Consider the following 21,499-nt stretch of genomic DNA (forward strand, 5'->3'; position numbering starts at 1 on the left):
CTGTTTTAACACCGTTGGGTGGAGGTGGGCAGGGTGGCGGCCGCGGGGGACGGGTTCCCGCGGCCGCTGTGGGTGACGGGAGCCGTCGGCTTGTGCAGCAGGAGCAGGGCCGCGTCGTCGTGGAGACGGCCGCCGACATGGGCCAGCAGTTCGTCGTGGAGGGCGGTGACCGTGTGGGACGGCTCGTCGGAGGTGTGCCGGGCCAGGCTCTCGGCGAGCGGGTAGAACTCGCGGGCGTGGTTGCGGGCCTCGGTGACGCCGTCGGTGTACAGCAGCAGCTGGTCGCCGTCGGCGAAGGGCAGCACCTGGAGCGCGGGCGTCTCACCCGAGAGGGTGCGCAGTCCGAGGGGCGGGGCCGGACGCTCCGGGTCCACCGGGACGACGGCGGAGTCGCGCACCAGCAGCGGCGGCGCGTGGCCGCAGTTGACCACCTCCAGGTGCCCGTCCCGGGGGTAGCCCGCCACCACGGCGGTGACGAAGTCGTCGCTGCTGCCCAGGTTGCGCGCCAGGCTCCGCTCGATCCGTGCGACGACGGCGAGGAGGTCGGGCTCGTCGTAGGCGGCCTCGCGGAAGACCCCGACCACGAGGGCGGCCATCCCCACGGCCGGCAGCCCCTTGCCGCGCACGTCGCCGACGATCATCCGGACCCCGTACGGCGTCGACACGAGTGCGTAGAGGTCGCCGCCGATCCGGGCCTCCGCCGCGGCGGCGCTGTAGCGCACGGCCACCCGGAACGGCCCCACCGTCGCCGGTATGGGCTGCAGCAGCGCGTGCTGGGCGGCCTCGGCGACGGAGCGGACCGCCGCCAGCACGCGCTCGCGCCGCCCGCGCAGCGTGCTGGCCAGGCAGGCCGCCAGGGTGACGGCCAGCAGCGCGGACAGGACGACCGCCAGTTCGTCGCTCGGAGCGTCGTCGCGGACGCCGAGGACAGCGCCCACGGTGGCGCCGAGCAGCCCCACACACAGGACCCCGCGCGGCCCGTTCGTCGTCGCGGCGAGCGCCGGTCCCGTGGCGAGCAGCGGCAGCCAGGTCATCCCGGAGCCGCCGATGAGGTCCACGAGCACGACGGCCGAGATGATCAGGATGGGCAGTAGGGGCAGAGCGGCGACCAATCGCCTCGGCCAGTGATCGTGACCATGGTGCAGGGCGTGGCTCATGTCTCGTCCGCTGTCCTCACCTGTGCGGGGGAGCTTGCACCCCGGGTGGGGGCGCACGAACCCGTGAAATGTCCGGTTCGTCTAGGAAACGGGTTCGACCCGGGGCGGGACAAGGCACTGAATTTCAGATAGTGAGCGACAGCCCTCTGGTCACCCGGCCCGCGGTCGGGATCAGCCGCTCCCTGACCTCCTCCAGCCGGGAGAGCCGGTCGGCCCGCAACGAGACGCCGAGCGAGCCGAGGGTGGTCCCGCTGTAGACGGGCACCGCGACGCAGACCGTGCCGAGGGAGTACTCCTCCAGGTCCGTGACGGCCGGGGCCAGGGGGGAGGAGGCGAGCCGTCGCAGCAGCTCCGGGGTGTCGGTGATCGTCCTGGGCGTGAGGTCGGCGAGCGCGTGCCGGGAGAGGTAGTCCTTGCGCGCCTCCTCGTCCAGCTCGCGCAGCACCGACTTGCCCAGCGCCGTGGCGTGCCCGGCGTCCTCGAACCCCACCCACAGATCGACCCGGGGAGCGCGCGGCCCGTCGACGATCTCGGCGACCCGGATCTCCCCGTCCTCGTAGAAGGTGAGGTACGCGGCGGCCGACAGCTCGTCCCGCAGCGCGGCGAGCGTGGGGCGGATCCGGCTGAGCAGCGCCTGCGTCCGGCCCGCGGTGTGCAGCGTCTGGAGCCGCTCGCCCAGGATGAACCCGCCGTCGGCGAGCTTGCGCACATATCCGTCATGGACCAGCGTCCGCAGCAGGTGGTACGCCGTGGCCAGAGGCAGGCCCGTCTCCCGGGCCAGTTGCTTGGCCGGCGCGCCGTTCTCGTGCGCGCTCACCGCCTCCAGCAGGCGGAACGCGCGCTGGACGGAGCTGATGAGCGTAGGGCCAGGGCCGTCGTCGGCAGCCATATGAACAGGGTGCGCCGGGCACGGCGAGGGAGCAACTAAAGAACCCGCGCGACGAGCAGTGCGACGTCGTCGTGGTCGTCGGGATGGCGTAGGCCGTACAGCAGGAGGTCGCAGGTCTCCTCCAGGGGGCGGCGGGGTTCGTCGAGGAAGCCGAGGAGGACGTTCAGGCGGTCGTCGATGGGGTGGTGGCGGGTCTCGACGAGGCCGTCGGTGTAGAGGACCAGCAGATCGCCGGGGTCGAGGCGGACGGTGGTGGTCCCGAAGGGGACGCCGCCGACGCCGAGCGGGGCTCCGGCGGGCAGTTCGAGCAGTTCGGGCGGCCGGCCGGGGCGGGCCAGCGCGGGCGGCATGTGTCCGGCGTTGGCGATGTCGCACCGCCTGGTGCGGGGGTCGTACGCGGCGTAGAGGCACGTGACGATGTAGTGCTCCAGATCGCAGGTGATCTTGTCGAGGTGCTGGAGCACGGCGCCGGGTTCGAGGTCGAGGTCCGCGTAGGCGCAGGTGGCGGTGCGCAGCCGGCCCATGGTGGCGGCGGCGTCGATGCCGTTGCCCATGACGTCGCCGACGACGAGGGCGGTCCTGTCCTCGGCCAGCGGGAGGACGTCGTACCAGTCGCCGCCGACCTCGCTGGTGGCCTGGGCCGGCTGGTAGCGGGAGGCGAGCTCCAGACCGGTGTGGTGCGGGGGGTGGTCGGGCAGCAGGCTGCGCTGCAGGGTGAGGGCCGTGTTGCGCACGCTCTGGAACCAGCGGGCGTTGTCGATGGCCACGGCGGCCCGGCTGGCCAGCTCGCTCGCCAGGACCACGTCGTCCTCGTCGAACGGCACCGGGTTGCGGGTGCGCTTGAGGTCGAGGGCGCCGAGCACCTCGCCGTGCGCGATCAACGGCACCGCGAGATACGAGTGGACGCCGGCCCGCGCCAGCAGCGAGGTGGCCTCGTCGTCCCGGGCGATGCGCCGCAGATCGTGCTCGCCGACATGGCGCACCAGCACCGGCCGGGCGGTGTGCACGCACAGGGTGACCAGGCGGTCGCCGTCGTAGGCGGCGAGGTCGCCGGGCGGGTCGGCGGCGCGCAGGGCCACGCTGGGGTAGGCCGCCTTGAGGGCGAGGGCGCGGAACAGTTCGGGGCCGTTGTCCGGCCGGCGCGTACGGCGGCAGGCCAGGGCCGAGTCCAGGACGTCCACGGCGACCACGTCGGCCAGTTCGGGGGCGGCGATCTCGGCCAGTTCGCGGGCGGTCTGCTCCACCTCCAGCGTGGTGCCGACGCGGGTGGAGGCGTCGGCGACGAGGGCGAGGCGGCGCCGGGCCCGGTCGGCCTCGGCGGCGGCGCGGTGCCGTTCGGTGACATCGACGAACGAGATGGCCGCGCCCAGGACCCGCCCGCCGGGGTCGTCCAGCCGGTAGAAGGACAGCGACCAGGCGTGCTCGTGGTCGGGGTCGGCCGGCGGTCGGCCCACGTGGTACTGGTCCAGCAGCGGGGTACCTGTGGTCAGCACCTGACGCAGGCAGGACTCGATGGTGTCGATGTCCGGCAGCGGCAGGGTCTCCCGCAGCCGGCGGCCGATGTGGTCCTCGGCCGGGGTGGCGTCGATGCGCTCCAGTGCCGGGTTGACCAGCAGATAGTGCAGGTCGGGGTCGAGGAGGGCGATGCCGATCGGGGACTGGTTGATCAGCCGCTCGCACAGCGCCAGATCGGTCTCGACCCGCTTGAGCAGGGAGTGGTCGGCCGCGATGCCCAGCGCGTAGACGTCGCCGAGATCGTCCAGCAGCCGCATGTTGCGGAACTCCGTCACCCGGGTGCTGCCGTCCTTGTGCCGCACCGGGAAGGCGCCGGCCCAGCTCCGGCCGGTCTCCAGCACGTCGGCGAACAGCTTCGCCACGGCCGGCAGGTGCTCGGGGTGGATGAACAGCCGCGCCGCGTACGTGCCGAGCGCCTCCTCGGAGGTGTAGCCGAACAGCTCCTCGGCCTGCGGGGTCCAGAACACGATGCGCCCGGCGGCGTCGACGACCACCGCGGCCACGCTCAGCACGTCCAGCAGGCCGGTCGGCCGGGGCGGCTGCGGGCCGTACCCGCCGCCGTCGGGCTCGTACGATTCGGATTCAGCCGTCATCCCAGCTCCTCCGCCACCGGCCGACGCCGCCCGCGCCGACCTTCGGCCACACCCGGGTACCACGCCTGCCCCGACCGGCACCTCCATGCTCCCTCCGGGGCGGCGCATTGCCCAGCCCGGTGAGGTGCTTGGGGATGGGATGGGGCGGGATGGGTGCGGGCCGTCGGACGGTGGGCTTCGGGGCGAGGCCGCGGACCGTGCTGGTCAGGCTCCCTCCGCCTGACGTCCTGCCCGGTCCGGGCGCGTCGGGGCGGCTCCGGGCCGGGACCGCGTGTTCCAGGGCCCAGCGGATCGCCACCCACTCCTGGGAGAACTCCGCCGGCGGCCGGAAGACCGAGCAGCCGGGCTCATCCGACCCGGGCCCGTGGTGCGTACGCCGGGGCTCCCGCCACCCCCGCGCCCCACCCGCTCCCGCCGCGCATCCCCGCTCCCCGGAGGAGCCGTCGGCCGTCGGCCCGTGCACATCCGGCGGACTAGCAGGAACATGGTCGTGTACGGGATGGGACCCGTGGACGTTGCGTGAGGACCCATGGATGCTCCGCGAGAGGAACCGGACGCGCCCACGTCCGAAGGACCGCGCGCGCTCTTCGACGCGTCCTCCGACGCGGCGGCGGTGGTGTCCGGACACGGTGTGGTGCTCGGCTGGACGCGGGCCGCCGAGGAGCTCCTCGGCCACCCGGCGGCGGAGATCGTCGGCAGCTCGGCCGCGCGGCTGCTGGCGATGCCCGGCGATCCCGTGCGGGTGGCCGGCGTCGCGGAGCGCTGCCGTGCCGGCATGGGGTGGAGCGGGCTCATTCCCCTGCGGCACCGCGACGGCGGCCGTGTCGATGTGGGCCTGCGGGTCTCGGCGTCCTTCCTGATCGGCGCGGACGAGTGCTTTCTGATCTCGGCCCGCGAACAGCGCCAGCAGTGGACCGTGGGCCAGTCCATCCTCGACGGCTTCCTGACCCGCTCGCCGGTCGGCATGGCCGTGATGGACACGGAGCTGCGCTATGTCTGGCTGAACGACACCCTGGAGCGCTTCGGTGGTGTGCCCCGGGAGCAGCGCCTCGGCCGACGGCTGAGCGAACTGCTGCCGGGGCTGCAGGCGGAGACCATCGAGGGCCTGATGCGCAAGGTCCTCGACACCGGCCTCCCGGTCACCGACTACGAGTACGTCGGCTGGAGCTGGGCCGACCCGCATCGCCGGCACGCCTACTCCACGTCGTTCTTCCCGCTCGTGGACCCCGACGACTCGCTCACCGGGGTCTGCTACATGGTCCTGGACGTCACCGAGCGGTGGAACGCCCGCCAGCTGCTGGCGCTGGTCAACGAGGCCGGCACACGGATCGGCACGACGCTGGACGTGCTGCGCACGGCCCAGGAACTCGCCGACTTCGCGGTCCCCCGCTTCGCGGACTTCGTAGTCGTGGACCTGCTGGAGCCCGTGCTCAGCACCGAGGGACACGGAACCTGGCTCACCGACGCGGGACCGGCCCCCGCCAAGCCGGTGATGCGCCGGGCCGGTATGAGCTCGGTGCGCGAGGGTGTCCCCGAGGCCGTGGCGCAGGTCGGGGACCGGGTGGACTTCGTGCCCCCGCCGCACGACGCCCATCTGCTCATCGACGGCGAGCCGATCCTCATCCCGGTCCTCGACCCGTCCGACGAGGTGTGGGCCACCGAGCAGCCCGCGCGCGCGGCCAGCATCCGCGAGTTCGGCCTGCACTCCCTCATCTCCGTGCCGATGCGGGCCCGGAACACCGTCCTCGGCCTCACCACGTTCGTACGGTCGCTCAACCCCGTGTCGTTCCAGCCCGACGACGTCCTGGTCGCCCGCGAGCTGGTGGCCCGGGCGGCACTGTGCGTGGACAACGCCCGCCGCTACACCCGCGAACACACGGCGGCGGTCACCCTGCAGCGCAGCCTGCTTCCCCAGGCCCTGACGGGCGGTACGGCGCTGGAGGTGGCCTCCTCCTATCTGCCGGCGGACGCGACGGGCGGGGTCGGCGGCGACTGGTTCGACGTGATCCCGCTGTCCGGCGCCCGGGTGGGGCTCGTCGTCGGCGACGTCGTCGGCCACGGCATCACGGCCGCCGCGACCATGGGCCGTCTGCGCACCGCCGTACAGACCCTCGCCGACATGGAGATGCCCCCCGACGAACTGCTGGCCCACCTCGACGACCTGGTGCTCCGGCTCAGCGAGGAGCAACCCGACGAGAGTGCGGCGGGGACGGCCGGGGCGGTCGAGGCGGCCCACCGCAGCACGACCGCCTTCCTCGGCGCGACGTGCCTGTACGCCGTCTACGACCCGGTCAGCCGGCTCTGCACCATGGCCCGCGCCGGCCACCCGCCGCCGGTCGTCGTCGCCCCCGACGGGCAGGTCTCCTTCCCCGAACCGCCCGCCGGGCCGCCGCTCGGGCTGGGCGGGATGGCGTTCGAGGCCGCCGAGATCGAGCTGGCCGAGAACAGCCTGTTCGGCCTCTTCACCAACGGCCTCGTCGGGGCGGCTGACAGCGACATGGAGAGCGGCATGTCCCGACTCGGCGACCTGCTGTCCCGGCGCGACCCCGACCTCGGCGCGCTGTGCTCGTCCGCGGTGCGGCAACTCGTGCCCGAACCGCAGCCCGACGACATCGCCCTGCTCCTGACGCGCACCCACGCCCTGGGCCCCGAGCACGTCGTCTCGTGGGAGGTGCCCGTGGACCCGGCCGCCGTCGCCGACCTCCGGGGCCGTGCGACCCGCCAGGTGGAGGCCTGGGGCTACGGGGAACTGGCCATGACGACCGAGCTGATCGTCAGCGAGCTGGTCACCAACGCCATCCGCTACGCCGAACCCCCCATCCGCCTACGCCTGCTCCGCGACACCCGCCTGACCTGCGAGGTCGCCGATGCCAGCAGCACCGCCCCACGACTGCGCCACGCCCGCATCATGGACGAGGGCGGCCGCGGCCTGTTCCTGGTGGCCCAACTCGCCCACCGCTGGGGCGCCCGCTACACACCCGACGGAAAGATCATCTGGGCGGAGCAGGAGATCCTGTGACGGGGGCGCGGCCGGGAGGCGGGGCTACGTTTTGGCCGGGCACGAGACGCCCCGCTGAACTCGCGCGCGGGCTCCGAGCATCCGGCGCGCGGAGAACACTCGGGCACGGGGCTCTGCAGGACCCGCGCACGAGGCCCTCGTTGAACCTCTGTGCACGGTCCCGCGTGGAACTCACCCGCGATGCGCCGCACCGCCCCCGCGAGCCGACCCCGGCTCACCCCCCCTGAGGCCCGCCCCGAACCCGTCGCCCCCTCGACCCGTCAGTGCCGAGCCGCCTCCGGAGCGCGGCGTACGCCCACCGCCGCCACCAACGCGCCGGCCACGCACAGCACCCCGGCGACCAGCACGCTGGTGTGGACGCCGTTCATGAAGGCCTCGTGGCTTCCTTCGATCACGGCTGACTTGAGCTGAGCGGGCATGTCGGCGGAGGTCGGGGCCGCGCCCATGGCCACCGCGTCCTTCGCCTCGCTCAGACCCTGTGCCGTCTGGGCGGGCACCCCGGCGGAGGTCAGTTCGTCGGTCAGGGTGGAGCCGACCCGGCTGCTGATGAGGGACACCAGCACCGAGGTGCCGAGCGCGCCGCCGATCTGGAGCGCGGTCGCCTGCAGGCCGCCCGCCACGCCGCCGTCCTTGACCGGCGCGTTGCCGACGACGGCGTCGGACGAGGACGCCATCACCATGCCGACGCCCAGGCCGAGCGCGATGAACGGCGGCCACATGGTGGTGTACGAGGAGTCCGCGCCCCAACTGAGCATCGTGAAGCAGGCGATGGCCTGGAGCGCCATGCCGAGCGGCATCGTGAGGCGCGGCCCGAACCGCTCGGTGAGCGCCGCGCCGAGCGGGGACGCCACCACCGAGGCGAGGCTCAGCGGCAGGGTGCGCACACCGGCCTCGACGGGACTGAAGCCGCGCACGTTCTGCAGGTAGAGCATGACGAAGAAGATCACGCCGAGCAGCACGAAGAAGTTGAGTGCCGTGATGACGGTGCCGATGGTCAGCGCCGGGTTGCGGAACAGGCGCATGGGCAGCAGAGGCGAGGCGACCCGGGTCTCGTAGACCCCGAAGACGACCAGAAGCAGTACACCGGCCGCCATCGCACCCAGCGTGCCGCCCGAAGTCCAGCCCCACATCTCGCCCTTGACGACGCCGAACACGACGGCGAGCAGCCCCAGCGCCAACAGCACGACGCCGACGAAGTCGAACTTCTCGTCCGCGGCGGCGGTGTTCCTGGTCTGCGGCAGGACGAGGCAACTGAAGACGAGCCCGATGACGCCGATGGGGGCGTTGATGTAGAAGACCGACTCCCAGTTGACGTGCTGCACGAGCAGGCCGCCGACGATGGGGCCGAGCGCGGTGGAGACCGAGGAGACCATGGCCCAGATGCCGACCGCCATGCCGAACTTCCGCGGCGGGAAGACGGCCCGCAGCATGCCCAGCGTGTTGGGCATCAGCAACGCGCCGAAGAAGCCCTGCACCGCACGGAAGGCGATGACGCCCTCGATGGACCCGGCGAGCCCGATGGCGACGGACGCGAGGGTGAAGCCCACGACGCCGACCAGGTAGAAGGTACGGCGGCCGAACCGGTCGCCGAGCTTGCCGCCGAGGATCAGGGCGGCGGCGAGGGCCAGCAGGTAGGAGTTGGTGACCCATTGGAGGTCAACCGTGGAGGCGCCCAGATCCCGGCCGATCTCGGGGTTGGCGATCGAGACGACCGAGCCGTCGAGTCCGACCATGAACAGGCCGAAGGCGACGGCGATCAGCGTCAGCCAGGGGTTGGACCGCGCACCGCGTGGCTGGTCGGAGGCCGGCGGGGCAGGGGGAGCGGGAGCGGTGGATTCGGTGGTCGCGGAGGGCATGACTGTGCGTGTCCTTCGTCAGTACTGGAAGAGGAGCGCAGATCAGCGCGTGGGGCGGTGAAGCTGCTCCGTGAGCGCGTTGAGCGCGCTCAACGCCGAGCCGAGGGCGTCCAGTTCGCCGTCGGTCAGAGCACGCAGCGCCTGTGCGAGGCGGGTGCTCATCAGGTCCGAGACCTCGGCGAGCCGCTGCCGGGAGGTCGGGGTGAGGTGGAGGTGCGCGATGCGCTTGTCGGCGGAGTCCGCCCGGCGCTCCAGCATCCCCTGTTCGGTCATCTGAGTGACCAGTGCGCTGACGTTGTTCGGCTTCATCAGCAGGGCCTGCGCCGCCTCCCGCACCGTGACGCCCTCATGGGCCTCCACGTGTCGCAACAGGGCGAGCTGGGCCTCGGGGGGCCTGGGGTGCGGGAACTCCTTGCCGACCTGCCGGTCGAGGCCCCGGTGCAGCGCGGGCAGGCATGCCACCAGCGCGTCGGCCACGTGGCCGACGTCCCGGGCGGACGCGCTGTGCTGGGGCATGCCCACCAATATAGGTATGCAGAGATACCTATGTCAAAGGATCCTTTTTCCGGTCGAGCGGCAGCAGCGGCGCACCCGTCCGCGCCACGATGTCGTCCACCGCGACCCCGGGCGCCGTCTCGACCAGGGCGAGGCCCTCCGCCGTGACATCGAGAACGCCGAGGTCGGTGATGACCCGGTGCACGCAGCGCTCGCCGGTGAGCGGCAGGGTGCACTCGTCGACGAGCTTGGGCGAACCGTCCTTGGCGGTGTGCTCCATCAGCACGATCACCCGCCGCGCGCCGTGGACCAGGTCCATCGCCCCGCCCATGCCCTTGACCATCTTCCCGGGGATCATCCAGTTGGCCAGGTCGCCGCCCTGCGACACCTGCATGGCGCCCAGCACGGCGGTGTCGATGTGTCCGCCGCGGATCATGCCGAAGGACAGCGCCGAGTCGAAGAACGACGCCCCCGGCAGCACGGTGACCGTCTCCTTGCCGGCGTTGATCAGGTCCGGGTCGACCTGGTCGGCGGTCGGGTAGGGGCCGGTGCCGAGGATGCCGTTCTCGGAGTGCAGGACGACGTGCACGCCGGGCGGGAGGTGGTCCGGCACGAGGGTGGGCAGGCCGATGCCGAGGTTGACGTAGGAGCCGTCGGTGAGTTCGGCGGCGGCGCGGGCGGCCATCTGGTCGCGGGTCCAGGCCATCAGGAACGTACCGTCACCTTCTCTATGTGCTTGTCGGCTGCCTCTTCGGGCGTCAGCGGGACGACCCGCTGGACGAAGATCCCGGACAGATGAATCGCGTCGGCGCCGAGTTCACCCGGCTCCACCAGCTCCTCCACCTCGGCGACGGTGACCCGTCCGGCCATCGCCGCCAGCGGGTTGAAGTTGGCCGCCGCCCTGCGGAAGACGAGGTTGCCGTGCCGGTCGCCGCGCCAGGCGCGCACGAGGGCGAAGTCCGTGGTGATGGCGTGCTCCAGGACGTGCGGCCGGCCGCCGAAGACGCGGATCTCCTTGGCCGGCGACGCCACGGCCACCGAGCCGTCGGAGGCGTACCGCCACGGCAGGCCCCCGTTCGCGACCTGCGTGCCCACCCCGGCCGGCGTGAAGAACGCCGGAATGCCCGCGCCGCCCGCACGCAGCCGCTCGGCCAGCGTGCCCTGGGGCACCAGCTCCACCTCCAGCTCGCCGGACAGGTACTGCCGCGCGAACTCCTTGTTCTCGCCCACGTAGGAGCCGGTGACCCGGGCGATCCGGCCCGCCGCCAGCAGCACGCCCAGACCCCGTCCGTCCACGCCGCAGTTGTTCGACACGACCTTCAGACCGGTCGCGCCCTGTGCGTGCAACGCCTCGATGAGGACGGCCGGGATGCCGCTGAGACCGAAGCCGCCGACGGCCAGCGACGCACCGTCGGGTATGTCGGCGACCGCCTCGGCGGCGCTCGCGCGGACCTTGTTCACAAGGGGGCCTTTCTGGAAGGGGCCTTTCCGGAATGACGGGAGACGGTAACCGTTCACGAACGCACCGCGTCCGAAAGGGACTTGACGCCGCCATGCGCGGTGAGACCCCCGTCCACAGGGATCTCGGCGCCGGTGATGAAGGACGCCTCGCCGGAGAGCAGGAACACCACGAGCGGGGTGATCTCGTCCACCGTGCCGGTGCGGCCGAGCGGGGTCTCGCGGATGTTCGCCTCGCGGAAGGCGGGGGCCGCGGAGGCGGTCATCTCGGTCTCGATGTAGCCGGGGTGGATCGTGTTGACGCGGATGCCGCGCGGACCGAGCTCCACGGCGGCCGCCTTCGACAGCCCGCGCAGCGCCCACTTGCTGGCCGTGTAGGCGACCGGGTAGTGGCCGGTGAGCGCGGCCGTCGAGCCGACGTTGACGACGGACGAGCCCGGCGGCATCAGCGGAGCCAGGTGCTGGATGCCCAGCAGCGGGCCGGTGACGTTGACCGCGTGGACACGGTCGAAGTCCTCCGGACGCACCTCGCCGAGGCGGGCCCGCCAGGTGACGCCCGCGTTGTTGACCAGGCCGTCGACATGGCCGTACGACTCCCTGAGCTCGGCGGCGAGTTCGCCCCACTCCTGGTCGCTGGTGACGTCGAGGCGGCGGCAGCCGGGTGCCTCGGTCACGTCGGTGGCGATCACCCGGGCGCCATCGCGGGTCAGCGCCTCCGCCTCGGCGGCACCTTGGCCGCGGGCCGCGCCCGTGACGACCACGACCCTGCCGAGGAGCCTCTTGGGACGCAGGTCGGTCACGGCCGCTCCCGGGGGCGACGTCGAGCGACCGGAACCGGCACCGGATCGGCGCCGGCCACCACGGTGTTGGACACCGAACCGATGCCCTCCACGGTGAGGGTGACGGTGTCGCCGGGCTGCAGCGGCGGCGGGTCCTGTCTGCCGCGCACCCCCCACAGCTCGGCAAGACAGCCGCCGTTGCCGCAGGTCCCCGAGCCGAGCACGTCCCCGGGGCGTACCCATGTCCCGCGCGAGGCGTAGGCGACCATCTCCTCGAAGGTCCAGCTCATGTTGGACAGCAGGTCCTCGCCGACCACCTCGCCGTTCACCGAGGCGGTCAGCGCCAGCCGCAGGAAGCCGTCGGCGTCGCGGTAGGGCTCCAACTCGTCCGCGGTGATGAGGTACGGACCCAGCGTCGTGGCGGTGTCCTTGCCCTTGCAGGGGCCCAGCCCCACCTTCATCTCCGCCGACTGCAGATCGCGGGCCGACCAGTCGTTGAAGACGGTGTAGCCGACGATGTGCTCGCGCGCCTGCTCCGGGGTGAGGTCGCGGCCCTCGCGGCCGATCACGGCGGCGACCTCCAGCTCGAAGTCGAGCACGGCGCAGCCCGGCGGCATGGGGATGTCGTCGTGCGGGCCGTACACCGCGTAGGGGTTGGTGAAGTAGAAGGTCGGCGCCGCGTACCAGCGCTCCGGCACCCCAGAGGTCCCGTCCACGGAGCGCCGTACGCCCTCGACATGCTCCTCGAAGGTGACGAAGTCCCGCACGGTGGGCGGCTGGAGGGGCGGCAGCAGGGTCACGTCCGACAGCGGGACGGCCGCGCCCACGGGGCGGACGCCGCCGGCGTCGAGGGGTGAGGTGCCGTCCGGCAGGGCCCGGACGAGGGTGTCCTCCACGACCCCGCAGTAACGGCGCCCTTCGTACTCGTAAGTGGCGATGCGCATGTGCGGGCGCCCCTTACACCGGCGGCGCGACGAAGCAGCCGCGGTCGACGTCGTTGAACGACTCTTTGGCGACCAGCTCGTTCATCGGGTTCGCCGTGCCCCACTGGTCGGTGACCTCGGGCTGGGAGAAGTCGTAGACGTGGGGGTGCCAGGTGTCCTCGTCCAGCTCCTCCAGCTCGGTGGTGTACTCGACGGTGTTGCCGTGCGGGTCGAGGAAGTACGTGAAGGTGTTGTCCCCGGCCATGTGCCGCCCGGGGCCCCAGATCTTGCGCGTGCCGGACCGCATCACGCGTCCCGAGCCGCGCATGTACTCGTCCAGGCCGCGCATCTCGAAGGAGATGTGGTGCAGGGAGGTGTGCGGGCACTGGGCGATGGCCATCGAGTGGTGCTGGTTGCTGATCCGCATGAAGTGCATGACCTCGCCCATGTGCGGCGAGCTGAGCGTGTCGGAGAGGCGGAAGCCGAGGTGGGTCTCGTACCACTGACGGGTCTTGTTCAGGTCGGGGGAGTTGAGCACCACGTGCGACAGGCGGACCGGGATGGCCTCCTTCTCCTCGATACGACGGTGCTGCCGCGCCGCCACGTCCGCGGAGACCTCGATGGTGCGGCCGTCGCCGTCGAAGAAGCGGAAGCCGTAGCCCCCGCCGGGGGTGTCGAGCTTGCCCGGCTGGGACACCAACCGCACGCCCTGCGCGAGGAGTTGCTCGGCGAGCGTGTCGACGTCGGCCGGGCTGCCCGCGCCGTAGGAGACCAGGTCGAGACGCTTGTCGTCGGCCTTGCGCAGCCGTACGACGTACTGCTCGGGGCTGCCCTCGGCGGCCAGGAAGGAGATGCCGGAGTCCTCGGCGACCTTGGTCAGGCCCCAGACGCCGGCGTAGAAGTCGAGTTGCTTGTCGTAGTCGGGTACGGCGAGGTCGACGTGGCGCAGGTGGGTGAGCAGACGCATGGTGTCAGTCCTTCCTCAGGAGGGCGGCGGCGTTGCCGCCTCGTACGGCGTCGAAGTCGGTGTCGGACAGCCGCGCCGCGCGCAGGGCGCCGACGGGGTCCTCGGTGCCCATGTCGAAGGGGAAGTCGGAGCCGAGCAGAACCCGGTCGGCGCCGACGACGCGGATCAACTCCCGCAGGACGTGCGGGTCATGGACGAGGGAGTCGAAGTACAGGCGCTTCAGATAGCTGCTGGGCAGGTGCGCGCAGCCCGCACCCGCGTCGGAGCGTGCGGACCAGGCGTGGTCGGAGCGGCCGAGGTGCGTCGGCAGATAGCCGCCGCCGTGCGCCGCGATCAGCTTCAGCCCCGGATGGCGGTCCAGGACGCCCGAGAAGATGAGATGGGACAGCGCGACCGCGTTCTCCGTGGGCTGCCCGACGGTGTTGGACAGGTACCACCGGTCCAGACGCTCGTCGAGCGTGCAGCCGAAGGGGTGCAGGAAGAGGATCGCGCCCGTCTCCTCGGCCCGCGCCCAGAAGGGTTCGTACGCCGGATCCGACAGCTCGCGGCTGGGCCCCTCCTGCCCGATGGCGGGCAAGGAGGGAGCGTGCGAGGAGATCTCGACCCCCAACAGGCCCAGCCCCATGGCGTGTTCGAGGGCGCGCACCGCCAACTCCGGGTGCTGCAGGGGTGCGAGGCCGAGGCCGTGGAGCCGGCCGGGGGCCAGGGCGCAGTGCGCGGCCGTCGCCTCGCCCGCCAGCAGACAGAGATTCTCGGCCGTCTCCTCGTCCGCCCAGTAGTGGTAGTGCGACGGGGAGGGGCTGACCAGCTGCACGTCCACGCCCTGCGCGTCCATCGCGGCCAGGCGTACGGCGACGTCGGTCAGGGCCGGGATGCGCTGGCCCACCATGGGGCCGTTCACGGCGAGCGCGGCCGGGCCGTTGCGGCGGGCGTCCAGCGCCCTCGCCTCGGCGAGACCGGGCAGGCCGGCCACCAGGGCGTCGACCTCGGGGAGCAGGACGTGCGCGTGCACGTCGATGGTGGGCGTCGTCACGGCAGCTCCTTCAGGAGCGTCATCGTGCGGCCGATCAGCCCGGCCATGTCGGCGTCGCGCACACCGTCCAGCTGCCACTGGCCGATCTGCACCGACGCCTCGACGACGGTGCGCACCCGGGGGACACGGCGGTCGTAGTACGCCTGGAACAGCGCCTCGTCCCACTTCCGGCCGCTGGTCAGCAGCTCGGCGAGCACGGAGGCGTCCTCCAGCGACATGGCCGCGCCCTGCGCGATGGTGGGCGGGCAGCAGTGCGCGGCGTCGCCGACGAGCACGACCCGGCCCCGGTGCCAGGAGCCCTCGACGAGCAGCCGGTCGAACCAGGTGTAGTTGACCTTCCTCGGGTCGGTGATGTGCTCGGTGATCTCCGGCCAGGCCCCGCCGTAGGCCCGCGCCAGACGGCGCATCTCGTCGGCGTAGGCGGCGGGGTCGATGGCGGCGCGGTCGCGGCACGCCTCGACGACGTAGGCGTAGATGGTGTTCTCGCTGGTCGGGCAGTAGCCGGCGATGTAGGCGGGGCCGCCGTAGGCAAGGTCGGTGCGCGTCACGCTCGCGGGCCGTGGGGCGGCGACGCGCCAGATGGCCATGCCGGTCGGCTCGGGTTTCTCGATGATGCCGATCGCGGCACGGGTGGCGGAGTTGAGCCCGTCGGCGGCGATCACCAGGTCGTAGCGGCCCGTGTCGCCGTCGCTGAAGCGCACCGAGACACCGTCGGCGTCCTGTTCCAGGGACTCGGCGGTGGTGCCGAGCCGGACGCGGGCGCCACAGGCGCGGACCGCGTCGATGAGGATCTGCTGGAGCCGCGGACGCTGCATGCCGAGGGTGGCGGGCAGGTCCTCCCCGCCGGTCTGGATGTCCTCGGCGACGAAGAGAACGGTGCCGTCCGGGGCGGTGACACCCAAGGAGCCGTACGGATATCCGGAGGCGGCGACCCGCTCCCACACACCCAGTTCGCGCAGCACCCGCAGGGCATTGCCCTGGAGGGTGATGCCGGAGCCGGTGGTGGCGTTCCAGTCGGGCTTGGCCTCGATCAGGTCGACGGCGATGCCCGCGCGGCGGAGCAGGATGGTGACGGCGTTGCCGGCGGCGCCACCGCCGATGACGAGGACGGTGGGCGTATCCCCAGCCGGCGGCTGGGGGAGGGTACGGCTGTCGGTCATGTCGGGGTCCCTCCCGAGGTGGGGCCGCGCGGCGTCGGGCGGCCGGGGTGCGGGGTTGCGGCTCGCCACGCTCCGCATGCGAGCCGGACGATTCCGGCGGATAGTGGGTGGCGGTGGTGTGAGCGGCCACCCGTCAGTGAGCGGACTGACGGGTGGCCAGGGGCCGGATGGCCGCCGTGGCGGCGGCGAAGGGCACACCCAGCAGGCCGCCGGCGGGGCTGCTTGACGGTGCGGGGCCTACTTGACGGCGATGGGGTTGACGGGGGAGCCCACGGCCCCGGTGATCGGCAGCGGAGCGGCGGTCAGCCAGAACTCGTACACGCCGTCCGTCGCACAGTCCCCGGCGAGCGTCTCCAGGTCCCACATCTCGCCGATCAGCAGTCCCATGTTCGGGATGACGACCTGGTGCAACGGCTGGAAGGCGTTGTCGAACTCGTTCGGCCGAACCTCGAAGCCCCAGGTGTCCGTGGCGATCGCGGCGATCTCGGTACGGTGCAGCCAGCCGGCCGTGGTGAACGACAACCCCGGCGCGGACCCGCCCGCGTAGTCGCCCCAGCCGTCCCGGCGCACCCGGGCCAGCTGCCCGGTCCGCACGACGACGAGGTCACCGCGGCCCACGCTCACCCCGTGCGCCTCGGCGGTCGCGGCGAGGTGCTCCTCGGTGACGGCGAACCCGTCGGGCAGCTCTCCCCCACTCTCGACTGCGCTCGAGCGGGAGGGGCCCCCACCCCGGCCGATCACCCGGCCCACGTCCAGCAGCACGCCCCGCCCGGCGACGTACGGCGCCATGTGCTCGATGCCGGTGACGAGGTCGCCGTCGGAGGTGACGACCTTCTCCGCCGCCCGCCCGTTCCAGGCGTGGCCGTGGTCGAAGATGTGCCCGAGCCCGTCCCACTGCGTGGAGCACTGGAGCGGCATCGCGATCACGTCGTCGGCGCCACCGATGCCGTGCGGGAAGCCCTGGTTGCCCAGCGCCGCGTCGGTGCCGGTGTCGAGCATCGTGTGCACGGGGTTGGTGCGCCGGCGCCAGCCCTTCTGCGGGCCGTTCATGTCGAACCGCTGCGACAGCGAGAAGCTCACGCCCCGCCGCACCAGCGCGGCACCCTCCCGGCGCTTGGCCTCGTCGAGGAAGTTCAGGGTGCCGAGCACGTCGTCCGCGCCCCAGCGCCCCCAGTTGGAGTACGCCTTGGCGGCCTCGGCGATCGCGCCCTCGGGATCGTTCCGGTCCGGGCTCATGACGCCGTCTCCTCCACACACCGCGTGCGCTGGACGCCGAGCCCGGTGATCGACCCCTCCATGACGTCGCCGTCGCGCAGCAGCCGCCCCCAGTGGATGCCGTTACCGGCCGGGCTGCCGGTCAGCACCAGATCACCCGGCAGGAGCCGCGCGGTCTGCGAGATGTACGACACCAGCCGGGCGACACCGAAGAGCATGTCCTTGGTGGACTCGTCCTGCATGGTCTCGCCGTTCAGCTTGAGAGTGACCCGCAGATCACCGGGATCCGCGATCGACTCGGCCGGCACGAGCCACGGCCCGAGCGGCGTGAACCCCGGGGCGTTCTTGCAGCGCAGCCAGTCGGTGCCGATGGCCTTCATGTCCCGGCGGAAGACGGTGGCCCGGTCGGTGAGGTCGTTGGCGATCGTGTACCCGGCGACGTACTCAAGGGCCTCCTCGACGGACACCCGATAAGCGGGCTTGGCGATCACGGCCGCCAACTCCAGCTCCCAGTCCGGCTGTTCGGCCCCTGCGGGCAGGACGACATCGTCATACGGACCGGCGACGGTGCTGGGCAGACCGATGAACACGTACGGCAGGTCCTCGGCGGCCCGCCGGTCCATGACCGCGGCGATCTCGGCCCGCGCCTCCTCGACCGTGCGCGGGTCGTCGGGGGAGCGGTGGGCGACCTCCAGGTCGATGACGTGCTGCCGGTAGTTGGCGCCGGACTGGAAGATCTGCCGAGGCTCGACGGGGGCGTGCACCCGCAGGCCCTCCAGCGGCTGCCACTCCCCGGCGTCGTCATCGGCGAGGGCGCGCAGCAGGGGGAGCGTGTCCTCCCACCGTTCCAGTACGGCACGCAGCCCGGCCGGCGCCGAGTCCAGGGCCCGGCCCAGGTCGAGCACCCGGCCCTCGGCCAGGAGACCGGGGAACGGCTCGCCGTCCGGGGCGGAGAACGTGCCGAGCGCGAACGGGCCGGCAGGTTGCACGAGTGTTGCCATGAGATGTCCTCCCGCTGGGTTGCGGTCTACTCTGACCCCGATCGGCGGATCACGGAAATCAATCCTGTGAATGCGCCGAATCCACGACATGGATGGCTTTCGCTCGCTAGGTGGTGCCCGGTGAACCTGTCCCGACTCGACCTCAACCTGGTCGTAGCCCTGCGCGCCCTGCTGGAGGAACGCAACGTCACCCGGGCCGGCGAGCGCATCGGACTGAGCCAGCCGGCGATGAGCGCGGCCCTGTCCCGGCTGCGCCGCCATTTCGACGACGAATTGCTCGCCCGGACCGGCAACGCCTACGAACTGACGCCGCTCGGCGTCGCGTTGCGGGACCGCAGCGCCACCGCCTGCGACCTGCTGGAGCGCGTCTTCGCCAGCCAGGCCGACTTCGACCCGGCCGCCGAGTCACGCGAGTTCACGCTGCTCGCCTCCGACTACAGCGCGTCCGTGTTCGGCTCCGCACTCGCCCGCGCCGTCCACCACGAGGCCCCCGGCATCCGGCTCGTCTTCCAGCACCCGGCCCCCTCGGTCGAGGAGAACACCGCCGTCCTGCTGAGCACGGTCGACGGACTGCTGATGCCGCACGGCGTCATCGACGGCTTCCCCGCCATCGACCTCTTCCAGGACCGCTGGCTGTGCATGATCGCCGACGACCACCCCGAGGTCGGTGACGCCCTCACCCTCGACCACCTGGCCCGCCTCCCCTGGGCCGTCTACCAGCGCCCCTACGACGCCCCCGCCGCGCGCCAGCTGAGCATGCTCGGCATCAGTCCCCAGGTGGAGGTCTCCGTCCAGACGTTCCAGCTGCTGCCGTACATGGTCGAGGGCACCCGCAGGGTCGCGATGATCCAGGAGCGCCTGGCACGCAGGGCGGTGCGGTCGGCGGGGGTGCGTGTGCTGCCGTGTCCCTTCGAGGCGGTGCCGGTGCAGGTGGCGTTGTGGTGGCATCCGGTGCATGCGCAGGATGCGGCGCATATCTGGCTGCGGCAGAAGGCGGCGGAGGTAGGGGCGACGCTCACGGCTGGGGGCAACGGGCCGGCAGTGCCCTAAGGGGCGCGGGACCGTATCGATGTGCGGCTCCGCCGCGTGGGCGCGGCCAGCCACGATGGTGCCGCAGACGGTCAATGACACAGCGCAGCCATCACATTGGCCGTCACACCAGTTGCTCCGGCAACGGCCGCGGATCGACGGCACCCGCCCGCCGCCGGGCGGCCACCCACAACCCCATCGCAACCAGCGCCGCAGCCACACCCAACACACCCACGGCCCCCGCGAGCGAGCCCACCCCCGACTCCACGGCGAGCAGCACGAGCGGGCACACGAACTCCCCACCGAAGAAGGCCGCCATCCACAGCCCCGTCCCCCGGCCACGGTCCTCGAACGCCAGCCGCGACATGGCGCTCGTCAGCAAGGCGGGCAACAACATGCCCGTACCCAGGCAGTTGATCACCGCTCCGACGACCAGCAGCGGCGTGCTGCCCGCCAGGAACATCACTGCGAATCCGGCCGCGCAGAGCGCGAACACGGCGGGCAGCATCGGATCGGGGGAGCGCTTCAGCCGGGCGAAGACGACGGCCCCGCCCACGGTGGCGGCACTGGCGATCGCGGTGGCGAGGCCGATGACGCCGGAGTCCGCCACGCCGAGGTCATCGAGCAGATACGCCATCTCCACCGGGACGGTGTAGAAGACCATCGCCCCGAAGAAGGTGAGGGCGCAGATGCCCGCCAACTGCCGCCAGGGGAAGGGACGTCGGGGCGCCGACGCGACGGAGTCCTCTTCGATGGCCTCTTCAATGGCCTCTTCGGTGGCCGGGCGGGCCGCCGGGCTGGGCAGGGAGGAGGCCATCAGCGGGGCGAGGACCAGGCTCACGGCGTAGACCCAGAAGGGCACCTTCCAGCCCGCCGCGCCCACGGCGCCGCCGAGCACGAAGAAGACGGTGGCCGACGCGGAGGCGCACATCGTCTGCAGCGCGAGGTACTTCACCCGGCGGTGACCGGAGTAGTAGTCGCCGATCAGGGTGGTGCAGCACGTCATGATGGCGGCCTCGGCGACACCGACCAGGGCCCGGCTGGCGATGATCGCGCCGAGCGAGTCCAGCCAGAGCGGTGCCGTGCCGAACACGGCGTACAGGACGGTCATGACGACCAGCAGCCGCTTACGGCCCAGCCGGTCCACGATCACCCCGGCGAACGGGGCCAGCAGCGCCAGCGACAGCGCCGGGACGGTCAGCGCGAGGGGGACGAGCGCCTTGGCGCCCGGCGTCGAGGCGAAGTGGTCCTGCATCTTGGGCAGCACCGGGGCGATCAGCACGGCCCCCAGGATCGGCAGACAGCTGCCCGCCATCAGCAGGGCCACGCGCACCAGATGGGCGGGGCCCGACACGGCGACGGGCGACGGAGCGGCGTCGTCGACCGCGGCGGGAGACGGGGGCGGGGACACGGAACCGGGCATGGCGACTCCAGGGGGCGTGTACGGGAGCGGGCATGCCTTCTACGGGCGCCGACGGCGCACGGCATGCTGTGGATGCCCACACGGCGGATGCGGTGGACGGCCGTACGCCGGCGGCTGGTCCGGACAGCGGCGTGCGGGTAGGACGACTATGAGCCGTCCAACTCCCCGCCGCCATCCTCCACGCGATCCGAATCCCGGATCCGGCTCATCCACGCGGTGGATGACCTCTGAAACGCCGGTCCGGCTCACGACGAGGCGATCACGACGACGATGCCGCCGAAGTTTGCCGCAACCGGCAGGCCTGCCCGCCCGGCACCGACCCCTACCCCTGCGCCGCGGGTCTTCCGCCTCCGCCCCGACAGCCAGCGTCGGCTCCTGAGGCGCGCGCACCCACGCACCTGGCCCCGGGTTCCCCGGACCCCCGGACAACGGAGTGCCGGGCCCGGATACCCGGGCCCGGCATTACGGCCGACCTGTGCCGTCCCCTGAGGGACCGAGGATCAGCTTCTCCTTGCCGTTGTCACCAGCCCTGCTTCTTCGAGTGCTCGTGGTGGTCGGACTTCTTGGGGTGGTCCGGCTTGGACGGGAGTGAGGGCTTGGAGGGCTTCTCGGGGATGGAGGGCTTGGAGGGCAGCGCGGGCTTGTGGGGGATGGATGGCTTGGAGGGGAGTTCGGGCTTGGAGGGGATTGCGGGCTTGTGCGGGATGGAGGGCTTGGACGGGAGTTCGGGCTTGGAGGGGAGCGCGGGCTTCTGAGGAATGGAGGGCTTGGCCGGGAGCGCAGGCTTCTCGGGCAGTGCGGGCTTCGCCGGGAGTGCGGGCTTGGCGGGAAGCGCGGGCTTTTCGGGGAGAGCGGGCTTCGCCGGAAGCTCAGGCTTGGCGGGCAGTGCGGGCTTGGCCGGGAGCGCGGGCTTCTCGGGCAGTGCGGGCTTCGCCGGGAGTGCGGGCTTGGCGGGAAGCGCGGGCTTTTCGGGGAGAGCGGGCTTCG

17 protein-coding genes and 2 pseudogenes are annotated in these 21,499 nt (G+C 72.2%); 2 read left to right on the forward strand and 17 right to left on the reverse strand.

Translation table 11 applies throughout. The features are described from left to right. Window positions 1–5 precede the first annotated feature (5 nt). The 4 genes and pseudogenes from ACIA8X_RS17125 to ACIA8X_RS17140 all read right to left on the reverse strand — a co-directional run. Window positions 6–1,157: a PP2C family protein-serine/threonine phosphatase gene (locus ACIA8X_RS17125; protein WP_393447896.1), complete on the reverse strand. Its 1,152-nt coding sequence runs from the start codon at window positions 1,155–1,157 to the stop codon at window positions 6–8. Window positions 1,158–1,281: 124 nt separating this feature from the next. Continuing rightward, window positions 1,282–2,046 (reverse strand): IclR family transcriptional regulator, encoded by a 765-nt coding sequence (locus ACIA8X_RS17130; protein ID WP_393447898.1) that lies wholly within the window; start codon window positions 2,044–2,046, stop codon window positions 1,282–1,284. A gap of 35 nt (window positions 2,047–2,081) precedes the next feature. Continuing rightward, window positions 2,082–4,154: a SpoIIE family protein phosphatase gene (locus ACIA8X_RS17135; RefSeq protein ID WP_393447900.1), complete on the reverse strand. Its 2,073-nt coding sequence runs from the start codon at window positions 4,152–4,154 to the stop codon at window positions 2,082–2,084. A gap of 256 nt (window positions 4,155–4,410) precedes the next feature. Further along, window positions 4,411–4,506, reverse strand: a pseudogene (locus ACIA8X_RS17140) (DUF5682 family protein); the annotation flags it as partial. 177 nt (window positions 4,507–4,683) lie between these two features. Between ACIA8X_RS17140 and ACIA8X_RS17145 the strand changes: the two are divergent. Then, entirely contained in the window at window positions 4,684–7,173 is a 2,490-nt protein-coding gene (locus tag ACIA8X_RS17145; RefSeq protein ID WP_393447902.1) for a SpoIIE family protein phosphatase, read from the forward strand. Window positions 7,174–7,433: 260 nt separating this feature from the next. Here the strand turns inward: ACIA8X_RS17145 and ACIA8X_RS17150 are convergent, their stop codons facing one another. The 11 genes from ACIA8X_RS17150 to ACIA8X_RS17200 all read right to left on the reverse strand — a co-directional run bounded on the left by ACIA8X_RS17150 (window position 7,434) and on the right by ACIA8X_RS17200 (window position 18,060). After that, window positions 7,434–9,029, reverse strand: coding sequence for an MFS transporter (locus ACIA8X_RS17150; protein ID WP_399458590.1), 1,596 nt, complete (start codon window positions 9,027–9,029; stop codon window positions 7,434–7,436). 42 nt (window positions 9,030–9,071) lie between these two features. Beyond that, window positions 9,072–9,545, reverse strand: a complete 474-nt coding sequence (locus ACIA8X_RS17155; RefSeq protein ID WP_393447906.1) for a MarR family winged helix-turn-helix transcriptional regulator — start codon at window positions 9,543–9,545, stop codon at window positions 9,072–9,074. A gap of 28 nt (window positions 9,546–9,573) precedes the next feature. Next, window positions 9,574–10,230, reverse strand: a complete 657-nt coding sequence (locus tag ACIA8X_RS17160; RefSeq protein ID WP_399458591.1) for a CoA transferase subunit B — start codon at window positions 10,228–10,230, stop codon at window positions 9,574–9,576. Further along, on the reverse strand, window positions 10,230–10,985 hold the full coding sequence (locus ACIA8X_RS17165) for a CoA transferase subunit A (protein WP_399458592.1): 756 nt from the start codon (window positions 10,983–10,985) through the stop codon (window positions 10,230–10,232). The genes ACIA8X_RS17160 and ACIA8X_RS17165 overlap by 1 nt, the downstream gene beginning before the upstream one ends. Before the next feature lie 53 nt (window positions 10,986–11,038). After that, window positions 11,039–11,782: an SDR family NAD(P)-dependent oxidoreductase gene (locus ACIA8X_RS17170; RefSeq protein WP_399458593.1), complete on the reverse strand. Its 744-nt coding sequence runs from the start codon at window positions 11,780–11,782 to the stop codon at window positions 11,039–11,041. Beyond that, window positions 11,779–12,705: a fumarylacetoacetate hydrolase family protein gene (locus ACIA8X_RS17175; RefSeq protein WP_399458594.1), complete on the reverse strand. Its 927-nt coding sequence runs from the start codon at window positions 12,703–12,705 to the stop codon at window positions 11,779–11,781. Before ACIA8X_RS17175 ends, ACIA8X_RS17170 begins: the two co-directional genes overlap by 4 nt. 13 nt (window positions 12,706–12,718) lie before the next feature. Continuing rightward, window positions 12,719–13,651, reverse strand: coding sequence for a VOC family protein (locus tag ACIA8X_RS17180; protein WP_393447916.1), 933 nt, complete (start codon window positions 13,649–13,651; stop codon window positions 12,719–12,721). 4 nt (window positions 13,652–13,655) lie between these two features. Further along, window positions 13,656–14,684 (reverse strand): amidohydrolase family protein, encoded by a 1,029-nt coding sequence (locus tag ACIA8X_RS17185; RefSeq protein WP_399458595.1) that lies wholly within the window; start codon window positions 14,682–14,684, stop codon window positions 13,656–13,658. After that, window positions 14,681–15,844, reverse strand: a complete 1,164-nt coding sequence (locus ACIA8X_RS17190) for an FAD-dependent oxidoreductase (RefSeq protein WP_399458596.1) — start codon at window positions 15,842–15,844, stop codon at window positions 14,681–14,683. The genes ACIA8X_RS17185 and ACIA8X_RS17190 overlap by 4 nt, the downstream gene beginning before the upstream one ends. 237 nt (window positions 15,845–16,081) lie before the next feature. Next, complete coding sequence (locus ACIA8X_RS17195; protein ID WP_393447922.1) at window positions 16,082–17,080, reverse strand: cyclase family protein; 999 nt, start codon at window positions 17,078–17,080, stop codon at window positions 16,082–16,084. Continuing rightward, window positions 17,077–18,060, reverse strand: a complete 984-nt coding sequence (locus ACIA8X_RS17200; protein WP_393447924.1) for a fumarylacetoacetate hydrolase family protein — start codon at window positions 18,058–18,060, stop codon at window positions 17,077–17,079. The genes ACIA8X_RS17195 and ACIA8X_RS17200 overlap by 4 nt, the downstream gene beginning before the upstream one ends. A 120-nt stretch (window positions 18,061–18,180) precedes the next feature. Between ACIA8X_RS17200 and ACIA8X_RS17205 the strand changes: the two genes are divergently transcribed. Then, window positions 18,181–19,110: a LysR family transcriptional regulator gene (locus ACIA8X_RS17205; protein WP_393447926.1), complete on the forward strand. Its 930-nt coding sequence runs from the start codon at window positions 18,181–18,183 to the stop codon at window positions 19,108–19,110. 103 nt (window positions 19,111–19,213) lie between these two features. On the opposite strand, the gene ACIA8X_RS17210 is transcribed toward ACIA8X_RS17205, so the two are convergent. Further along, complete coding sequence (locus tag ACIA8X_RS17210; RefSeq protein ID WP_399458597.1) at window positions 19,214–20,512, reverse strand: MFS transporter; 1,299 nt, start codon at window positions 20,510–20,512, stop codon at window positions 19,214–19,216. 520 nt (window positions 20,513–21,032) lie between these two features. Beyond that, a pseudogene (locus ACIA8X_RS17215) lies at window positions 21,033–21,499 on the reverse strand (hypothetical protein); the annotation flags it as partial.

Source organism: Streptomyces sp. NPDC051738 (assembly GCF_044453205.1).
GTDB lineage: Bacteria > Actinomycetota > Actinomycetes > Streptomycetales > Streptomycetaceae > Streptomyces.

Bases quoted from the DNA above. Each gene is read 5' to 3' on its own strand.
- ACIA8X_RS17125 (WP_393447896.1), bottom strand. From the start codon at position 1,157: ATGAGCCACGCCCTGCACCATGGTCACGATCACTGGCCGAGGCGATTG.
- ACIA8X_RS17130 (WP_393447898.1), bottom strand. From the start codon at position 2,046: ATGGCTGCCGACGACGGCCCTGGCCCTACGCTCATCAGCTCCGTCCAG.
- ACIA8X_RS17135 (WP_393447900.1), bottom strand. From the start codon at position 4,154: ATGACGGCTGAATCCGAATCGTACGAGCCCGACGGCGGCGGGTACGGC.
- ACIA8X_RS17145 (WP_393447902.1), top strand. From the start codon at position 4,684: ATGGATGCTCCGCGAGAGGAACCGGACGCGCCCACGTCCGAAGGACCG.
- ACIA8X_RS17150 (WP_399458590.1), bottom strand. From the start codon at position 9,029: ATGCCCTCCGCGACCACCGAATCCACCGCTCCCGCTCCCCCTGCCCCG.
- ACIA8X_RS17155 (WP_393447906.1), bottom strand. From the start codon at position 9,545: ATGCCCCAGCACAGCGCGTCCGCCCGGGACGTCGGCCACGTGGCCGAC.
- ACIA8X_RS17160 (WP_399458591.1), bottom strand. From the start codon at position 10,230: ATGGCCTGGACCCGCGACCAGATGGCCGCCCGCGCCGCCGCCGAACTC.
- ACIA8X_RS17175 (WP_399458594.1), bottom strand. From the start codon at position 12,705: ATGCGCATCGCCACTTACGAGTACGAAGGGCGCCGTTACTGCGGGGTC.
- ACIA8X_RS17180 (WP_393447916.1), bottom strand. From the start codon at position 13,651: ATGCGTCTGCTCACCCACCTGCGCCACGTCGACCTCGCCGTACCCGAC.
- ACIA8X_RS17190 (WP_399458596.1), bottom strand. From the start codon at position 15,844: ATGACCGACAGCCGTACCCTCCCCCAGCCGCCGGCTGGGGATACGCCC.
- ACIA8X_RS17195 (WP_393447922.1), bottom strand. From the start codon at position 17,080: ATGAGCCCGGACCGGAACGATCCCGAGGGCGCGATCGCCGAGGCCGCC.
- ACIA8X_RS17200 (WP_393447924.1), bottom strand. From the start codon at position 18,060: ATGGCAACACTCGTGCAACCTGCCGGCCCGTTCGCGCTCGGCACGTTC.
- ACIA8X_RS17210 (WP_399458597.1), bottom strand. From the start codon at position 20,512: ATGCCCGGTTCCGTGTCCCCGCCCCCGTCTCCCGCCGCGGTCGACGAC.